The following is a 5,648-nucleotide window of genomic DNA, read 5'->3' on the forward strand; positions in this document are numbered from 1 at the left end:
GACTGCCACCCCGGCAGCGACCGACACCGCCGCGTGCATCCCCGAGGCGAACGCCGACCGCGCGGCGTCGAGGATGGCGGCTCCTACCGGGCCACCAACCTGCTCCGCGACGACGGTCGCTCCGCCGAGCGTCTCACCGGCAGCATCGGAGACCTCCGCCGGCAGCCCTGATGGCAACAGCTCGGAGAGGCGCGAGCCATAGACGGCCGCGAGGACGCTGCCGAGCACGGCCATCCCGAGCGCCCCGCCGAACTCGCTCGCGGTCTCGACGAGGGCCGACACCGAGCCAGCCCGTTCGGCCGGCGCGACCCCGATGGCGTACTCGGTCACGAGGGTGGCGACCGCGACGAGCCCGATGGCGACGAGGGACGCGGCGACGAGGATGGGCCAGATGCTCGAGTCGACTCCGGCGAACCGCATCATGGCGAAGCCCAGCGCGGCCACGACGAAGGCTCCGGCCATGACCCGGGGCCGCCCAACACGCCCGGCGAGCACGGCGGCGGTGGGGGCGGCGCCTCCGACCACGAGTGCGGGGACGAGACTCCACAGCGCCGCGTGGAGCGCGCTGTAGCCGAGCACCGACTGGATGTACTGGGAGGTGATGATGGCACTGCCCATCATCCCGAACATGCCGATGACCTGAATCGCGATCGAGCCGCCGAAGCCCTTGACCCGGAAGAGGGTGAGGTCGACCATCGGCGAGCGGACCCGCCCCTGGCGCCACAGGAAGGCGATTCCGGCGACGACTCCCACGGCCAGGTAGGCGGCCAACACGGGTGCCCAGCCGTCAGCGGCAAACTCCTTGAGCGCCTGGATGAGCGGAAGGATCGCTGCGAGGGAAAGGAGCGAGCTGAGCAGGTCGACCCGTGCCGCCTCGTTGCGGGACTCGGGGAGCAGCACGGGGCCGATGACGAGCAGGAGCAGCATGAACGGCACGTTGATGAGGAAGACCGAGCCCCACCAGTAGTGCTCGAGGAGGAAACCCGCGACGACCGGGCCCAGCCCGACTCCGCCGGCCAGGACGGCCGACCAGACTCCGACCGCCTTGGCGCGCTGCGCGGGGTCGGCGAAGAGGTTGCGGATGATGGCGAGGGTGCTCGGCATGAGCGTCGACCCGCCGACGCCGAGCAGGGCGCGCGCGGCGATGAGCCACTCGGCGCTCGGCGCGTAGGCGGCGAGCACCGAGGCTGCGCCGAAGGCCACCGCACCCAGCAGCAGCAGTCGGCGACGACCGATGCGGTCCGCGACGTTGCCCATGGTCAGAAGCAGGCCGGCCAGGACGAAGCCGTAGATGTCGAAGATCCACAACATCTGCGTGGCGGTCGGCTCGAGGGCAGCCGCGATGCTCGGCACCGTGAAGAAGAGCACCGAGACGTCCATCGAGACGATGAGCAGTGGGAGGCACAGGACGGCGAGTGCGATCCACTCGCGACGCCCGGCAGTGGAGGATGCCATGGTCAGCCCTAACTGTGTAGTTAACATAGTGTTTATGCAGCACACTGAAACTAGAGCAGAACTGCGTATGGCGCAAGCACTTAGTTAGACTCGGCTCATGACCCCCCTGCCCCGCTACCTCCAGCTGCTCTGGGACCGTGAGCCGGAAGGTCGGCGGGGCCCCAAGCCGGGCCGCAGCATCGAGGAGATCGGCGCGGCCGCCAACGCCATCGCAGACCGCCAGGGACTGGGCGCCGTCTCGATGAAGTGCGTCGCGGAGGCCGTCGGGTTCACCACGATGTCGCTCTACCGGTACGTCGACAGCAAGGAGGAGCTCCAGGCGGTCATGCTCGACGTCGCCTACGGACCACCGGCCCTGGTCTACGGCGGAATGGACTGGCGTGCCCGGATCTCATTGTGGGCCAAGCAGATTGCGGAACGGCGAATGGCTCATCCGTGGACCGTGGAGCTGACCCAGGTGGCCCCACCGCTGACCCCCAATGCCCTCGCCTGGATGGAGGCAGGCCTCGAGGCGTTGGCCGGCACTCCGCTCAGCAGCCAGCAGCGGCTCTCGGCCATGCTCGCCATCGATGTCTGGAGCCAGAACCACGTCCGCCAGTCCAACCAGATGGGCCTCGTCGGCCGGCCCGATCCCGACTCAGCCCAAGCCAACTACCTCGCGATCATCGGGCAGCTCATCGACCCGGAACGCTTCCCCAACCTCACCGGGGCTGCCCCGGAAGCCCTCGATGACGAGGACGAGGACTTCTACGTGGAGGAGTTCGACCGGGGCCTGACGTTGTTGCTTGACGGCATCGAAGCCATGATCGCCCGCTCCGCCTGAGCCCTCTCCGCGGCGCCGGCTCCTAGCGCCAGCCGACCTCGTCGACCCCGCCGGGGACGTCAGCCTCGGGGTCGTAGGGCGTGCGCGTGAAGCGGAAGGACGCGAGGTCGAGGTGCGAGACCGTTCCGTCGTCGCGGCGGATGATCCGCAGCGGCTCACCGGTGTAATACCCGTCCAGGCCCACCCACTCGTCCGGACCGACCCGCTCGAACCGAGCGCCGCGCCCCTCACCCGGCTCTCCGAGGACGAGGTGCTGATCGACGGCCTTGGCCACGGTCACGGCCGGGCCCCAGTGCCACATGCCGACGAGCTCCAGGACGCCCGGGTCCCCTGCCGCGTGCCAGGGCTTCGCAGACTTCGGCTCGCGCTCCCTGAACTCGGTGAGCAGCTGGGCGACCTGCGGGCCGAGCGGTCCGGCCGTGGAGTTCGTGAAGGCCACCAGTCCATCCCCTGACTCGAGGTCGACCCGCAGCCCGGCGAGGAACCCCGGCATCGACCCGCCGTGCCCGGCCAGCCGGCGGCCTTCGATGTTCCACACCTGCCATCCCAGCCCGTGCGCGGCCGTCCACGGCTGGCCGGGGTGGTCCCCCACGACGTGCGGCTCCAGCATCTCGTCGAGGGTGTCGCGGGCGAGCACGTCGCCCGTGTCGCCCCCGAGGAAGGCGGCCCACTTCGCGAGGTCCTCCACGGTCGTCCACAGCTGCCCGGCTGGCGCCATCGCCCCGGCGTCATGCTCAGGCTCGGGCAGCAGCACATCCGCGAATGGATGCACCGCCCAGCCGGGCGCCGCCTTCCCCGAAGGTCGGGCCGTGGTGCGGTTCATGCCGAGCGGCTCGAGCACGTCGCGTCGCACCACCTCGAACCAGTCGACACCGTGCGCCCGCGCGAGCAGCTCGCCCAGCGCGCCGTACCCGACGTTCGTGTAGTGGAAGCGCCGCCCCGCCCGGAACCGCTGCACCACAGGGGACCCGGCCAGCTCGGACCAGGACCCACCCGGGGTGCGCTCCCACCACGGCCCGTTGGTCTCGGCCTGGATGCCGGCCGCGTGCGACAGTAGCTGCGCAATGGTGGCCCGACCGAGCTGCGACCCCGGCACATGGTCCTCGAAGCGGTCCTCGAGCTCGAGGCGCCCGGCGTCCCGCAGCCGCATCACCGCGACGGCGACGAACGGCTTGGTGATGGAGCCCATCCGGTACTGCGTGCCGAGGTCGGCCGGCTCGCCTCCCGCCCGGCCGTCGAGCGTGCCGACGGCGCGACCCCAGACGATCTGGCCGTCACGCACGATCCCAGCCGCGACCGATGGCAGCCGGGACTCCCGCTGGATCCCGGCGAGCCGCAGGTCGAGATGGCGCGCAGTCGAGGGCTCGATGGGCTGGGCCTCGGCGTCGTTCGTCACCCGGCCACCCTAGTGAGGGCACGCACATGCGGAGGCGAGCTCAGCGGCATACGACGTGGGTGTTGTCTTCTCGTCAGGAGGTGGAGGCGGTCTGCGCCGGGGCGAGGACGATGTCGAAGCGAGTCCGCGTCCACTCGGTGTCCCCGAGGTCGCGCCCGTCGGGCGTCGGCGTCCCCGCGGGCTGGAGCGCGAAGTCCCTGACGAGAGAGTCCCTGACCCCAAAAACGCTGTCGTGGGTGAGGTAGTCGTCGCCGGCCACGAAGATGTGCGTCACGAGGGTCCGCTGCCCTTCGGCCGAGACCATGAAGTGCAGGTGGGACGCTCGCATCGGCGAGCGGCCGACGGCCTGGAGCATCTGCCCGACCGGCCCGTCGTGAGGAATCGGGTAGGGCGTCGGGGTGACGGCCCAGAAGCGGTAGGCGCCGTTGTCGTCCGTGAACAGGTGCGCCCGGGCGGCCGTGCGCCCGTCTCCGTACTGGACGTCGTAGAAGCCGTCCTCATCGGCCTCCCACACCTCGATGCGGGCTCCGGGGAGCGGCCGTCCTTCGGTGTCGGTGACCGTGCCCTCGACCCAGCAGGGCTGTCCCTTCGCACCGAAGGCCAGGTCACCACCGAGCTCGATCCGGGGCGCGCCCTCGACGAAGAACGGGCCGAACACCGTCGCCTCGGTCGCCGCGCCGACGGCCTCGTTGTTCACCGTGATCGTCTGCATCGAGAGACCGAGTGCATCGGAGAGCAGGATGAACTCCTGGCGCTTGTCGTCGGTGATGTGCCCGACCGCGGTGAGGAACTCGATCGCAGCCGCCCACTCCTCCTCGGTGAGGCGAGTCTCCCGCACGAAGGCATGCACATGCCGGGCGAGCGCCTCCATCAGCTCGCGCAGCCGCGGCGACTCCGCGCCCGCGAAGGAGGCGACGACCTCGTCGACGAGCGACTGCTCGCGGGCCGCCTGCTCGGGCGACACGGATCCGGTGGGCAGGGTCTGGTGGGTCATCGCTCGCTCCTGATCGTTGGTTGGCGTCCTGCCCAGGCCGCGTAGAGGAGCGCGGCCAGTGACTCCTCGGTGACCGGAACCGGGTTGGACTCCGGAATGGCCTCCAGGCATCGAGCCACGGCGTCGGGCAGATCGGCCTCGGCCAAGCCGTAGTCTCGCAGGGCGCGTGGTGCCCCGAGCCGCACGCGCAACGCCTCGAGCGCGTCGACGGCAGCAGCGGCGGCGACAGCGGCGACCGGGGCATCGTGCTGGCCGCCGGACACTGACCCGCCCAGGGCCTCGGCGAGCCTGGCAGCGAGGCGGGGAACGGCCGGAGCGTTGTGCGCCAGCACGTGCGGCAGCACGATCGCGTGGGTCTGCGCATGGGGCAGGTCATAGGCGCCACCGAGCACGTGGCAGATCTTGTGATGCATCCCCGAACCCGCCGAGGCGAACGCGACCGCCGAGAGGTAGCAGCCGTAGAGGGCCTCGTCGCGGGCCTCCCCGTCGGCCGGGTCCGCAACGATGCGGGGCAACCCGACGGCCAGCGCCCGGACGCCCTCCAGGCCGAGGGCCTGGTTGATCGGGTCGGTGCGCGGCGCCCAGAGGCTGTCGACGGAGTGGGCGAGGGCGTTGAGACCGGACGCGACACTGAGGCCCACCGGCAGCGACGCCGACAGCTCGCTGTCATAGACCACCGCGACGGGGAGCACCCGCGGATCCACCCCGGTGCGCTTGACGCGCCCCTCGGTGAGGCCCCACACCGGGGTGGCCTCGGAGCCGGCGTACGTCGTCGGGACCGCGATGATCGGCAGGCCGGTCGTCATCGCCACGCCCTTGCCGAGCCCGGTCGTGGAGCCACCCCCCACGCTGACGATGGCGTCGACGGAGGCTTCAGCCGCGGCCGCGCGGGCCCGCTCGGCCAGCTCGACGGGCACGTGTTCACGAACCTCCTGCCAGCGCAAGGCCTCCGGCAGGCCGGCTGTGATCCGGTCGGCCAC

General features: G+C 71.0%; 5 protein-coding genes. 1 reads left to right on the top strand and 4 read right to left on the bottom strand.

Features of this window, described 5'->3' with window-relative positions; translation table 11 throughout:
* The coding region (locus VIR15_RS15240) for an MFS transporter (RefSeq protein WP_331929219.1) at nucleotides 1-1,455 on the bottom strand (1,455 nt) is incomplete at its 3' end.
* A 97-nt stretch (nucleotides 1,456-1,552) separates the two neighbouring features.
* Between VIR15_RS15240 and VIR15_RS15245 the strand changes: the two genes are divergently transcribed.
* The gene (locus VIR15_RS15245; RefSeq protein ID WP_331929222.1) at nucleotides 1,553-2,278 is read left to right on the top strand and encodes a TetR/AcrR family transcriptional regulator; all 726 of its coding nucleotides are present in this window, start codon (nucleotides 1,553-1,555) and stop codon (nucleotides 2,276-2,278) included.
* Between the two features lie 22 nt (nucleotides 2,279-2,300).
* Here VIR15_RS15245 and VIR15_RS15250 read toward each other — a convergent pair whose 3' ends face one another.
* The 3 genes from VIR15_RS15250 to VIR15_RS15260 form a co-directional block, all read right to left on the bottom strand.
* The gene (locus VIR15_RS15250) at nucleotides 2,301-3,674 is read right to left on the bottom strand and encodes a serine hydrolase domain-containing protein (protein ID WP_331929224.1); all 1,374 of its coding nucleotides are present in this window, start codon (nucleotides 3,672-3,674) and stop codon (nucleotides 2,301-2,303) included.
* Between the two features lie 73 nt (nucleotides 3,675-3,747).
* On the bottom strand, nucleotides 3,748-4,668 hold the full coding sequence (locus VIR15_RS15255; protein ID WP_331929227.1) for a hydroxyquinol 1,2-dioxygenase: 921 nt from the start codon (nucleotides 4,666-4,668) through the stop codon (nucleotides 3,748-3,750).
* Nucleotides 4,665-5,648 (bottom strand): maleylacetate reductase (locus VIR15_RS15260; protein WP_331929229.1); only part of this gene is annotated, 984 nt, incomplete at its 5' end. The genes VIR15_RS15255 and VIR15_RS15260, both read right to left, overlap by 4 nt.

Source organism: Intrasporangium sp. (assembly GCF_036566125.1).
GTDB lineage: Bacteria > Actinomycetota > Actinomycetes > Actinomycetales > Dermatophilaceae > Intrasporangium.